This window comes from Streptomyces sp. NPDC057623 (assembly GCF_042800355.1).
Lineage (GTDB): Bacteria > Actinomycetota > Actinomycetes > Streptomycetales > Streptomycetaceae > Streptomyces.
In genome coordinates, this window is record NZ_JBHVGZ010000168.1 from 1 (window position 1) to 2,536 (window position 2,536).

Genomic DNA, 2,536 nt, shown 5'->3' on the forward strand with positions numbered 1-2,536 from the left:
TGACGGCGGCCAGTGGATACTCCCCGTAGGCGGCCGTTTATCTAGCACTCTGTGGCCGCGAGCTTCCCCACTGGCGGCCGGATACCTCCCCGGACCTGGACGGACACCGGCCAGCGAAGCTGGCCGGTGTGAAGAACAGCAGGGAGATCATGGAAATCCTGGAGGCATACGACCTCACGGGGAGTTACCGCGCCGCGGCCGAGCTGGCCGGCGTCGACCACCACACGGTGAAGCGGTATGTGCAGCTGCGCGAGCAGGGTGAGCGTCCTGTCGAGCGGCAGCACCGGGCCCGCCCGATCGACGAATACATGGACAAGATCGAGGAGTTGGTGGCCGTCTCGAAGGGGCGGATACGCGCGGACATCGTGCACCGGCGGATCACTGCGATGGGCTTCACCGGCGGGGACCGCACCACCCGCCGCGCGGTCGCCGAGGCCAAGGCGAGGATGCGCTCCGGGCACCACCGGGTCTACCGGCCCTGGATCGCCGAGCCGGCGCTCTGGCTGCAATGGGACTGGGGCGAGGGCCCGCGCATCGGTGGAAGACGTACATCGTTGTGGTGCGCCTGGCTGGCCTGGTCGCGGTTCCGCGTCGTCATCCCGGTCTTCGACAAGACCCTGCCGACCATCGTGGCCTGCCTCGATGCCACGCTGCGGCGGATCGGCGGCGTCCCCACCTACGCGCTCACGGACAACGAGAAGACCGTCACGACCGAGCACATCGCCAACATCGCGGTCCGCAACCCCGAGATCGTCGAGGTCGGCCGGCACTACGGCATGACCATCCGCACCTGTCTACCGGCGGATCCCGAGACGAAGGGCGGAAGCGAGGCGACCGTCCGCATCGCGAAGGCGGACCTGGTGCCCACCTCGGCGAACCTGCTGCCCCAGTACAAGACGATGGGACAACTGGAGGCGGCCTGCCGGGAGTTCTGCGACACGGTCAACGACCGCGTCCACCGCCAGAGCCGGCGCCGCCCCGCCGAGGCCCTGCTCGAAGAGCAACAGCGGCTCCATCCGCTGCCGAATCAACCGTTCACGGTCGCGTTCGGCACCACGAGGCGGGTGAACTGGGAGTCCACCATCTCCGTTGAGGGAGTGCGCTATTCGGTCCCGCACCAGCTGGTCGACACCCGGGTCTGGGCCCGGTTCCACGGCGACGAGCTGATCGTCACCGCCGTCGGCGAGGACGGGCCTGTCGAGGTCGCCCGGCACGACCGCGCGGCCCCGGGCCATCCCTCGATCAAGGACGAGCACTACCCGCCGAGGGAGAACAAGGAAGCCGACCGCACCCCTCGGGCGACCACCGCGGAGGAAGCCGCCTTCCTCGCCCTCGGTCCCGGCGCCGCCTCCTGGCTGATGGAGGCCGCGGCCTCCGGAGCCCGCCGCCTCAAGCCGAAGATGGCCGAGGCCGTCGCCCTGGCCAAGCTCCACTCCGTCGCCGAGGTCGACCGGGCCCTGGGCACCGCGGCGATCGCCGGCCGGTTCGCGGAGAACGACCTGATCTCCATCGTCACCTACCAGGCTGGCCTGGAGACCGTCGAGCCCACCCGGGCCACCGAACAGCACAGCCTTCAGCCGGGCACCTCCGCCTGGTCCAGCTTCGGCATCACCAGCGACAAGGACGAGCACTGATGGCCACCCCGATCCGCACCATCACCGGCGCCCACGGCGACCCGCTGGCCGAAGCCATCGAGCTCACCAAGCGGCTCAAACTCCCGCACCTGCGACGGGCGTTGAGCGACCTGATCCCCACCGCCAAGGCCCAACGCTGGGACCCGGCCGAGGTCGTCCGCGTCCTCCTGGCCGAAGAGGCCGCCGGACGCGACGCGGCGAACCTGCGGACCCGCCGCAAGCGGGCCGGGTTCCCCGCCGGGAAGACCTTCGGCGACTGGGACGAGCAGGCGTCCTCCATAACCCGCCAGGTCCAGGACTCCCTCAAGACCCTCGAATGGGTCGGCCGCCGGGAGAACCTCTGCATCTGCGGCCCGTCCGGGACGGGAAAGTCGCACTTCACGGAGGCGCTGGGGCAGGCCGCGGTCGAAGCCGGCCTGACCGTCGCCTGGTTCACCATCGAAGACCTCGGCGCCCTCGTCCGCCGCCACCGCGCCGACGACTCCCTCGCCAGAGCCATGACCCGGCTGATCCGCACCGACCTGATCATCGTCGACGACATCGGCCTGCTGCCCGTCTCCCCGGACGCCGCCGAAGGCTTCTACCGCCTGGTCGACGCCGCCTACGAACGCCGGGCACTGGCCGTCAGCAGCAACCTCCACCCGTCAGGCTTCGACGAGATCATGCCGAAGACCCTGGCCACCGCCACCGTCGACCGGCTCCTCCACCATGCTCACGTCGTGGTCACGCAGGGTGAATCGTTCCGCCTCACCGAGGCCACCACCGGGAAGGGGGTGATGCCACTGAGGTGAACGAGTCCTCAGAACGGCGGGGAGATATCTGGCCGCCACTGGGGACGCCGAGTCGGCCATGAGTGCATGGAACATCTGGCCGCCACCGGGGCAAACAAATGGCCGTTGACA

General features: G+C 69.7%; 2 protein-coding genes. Both read left to right on the forward strand.

Features of this window, described 5'->3' with window-relative positions:
• Positions 1-128: 128 nt before the first annotated feature.
• Positions 129-1,634: an IS21 family transposase gene (istA, locus tag ACFU95_RS50880; protein WP_383844742.1), complete on the forward strand. Its 1,506-nt coding sequence runs from the start codon at positions 129-131 to the stop codon at positions 1,632-1,634.
• A complete protein-coding gene (gene istB / locus ACFU95_RS50885; RefSeq protein ID WP_383844745.1) occupies positions 1,634-2,425 on the forward strand; it encodes an IS21-like element helper ATPase IstB in 792 nt (263 codons plus the stop codon). Before istA ends, istB begins: the two co-directional genes overlap by 1 nt.
• The last annotated feature ends 111 nt before the right edge of the window (positions 2,426-2,536 follow it).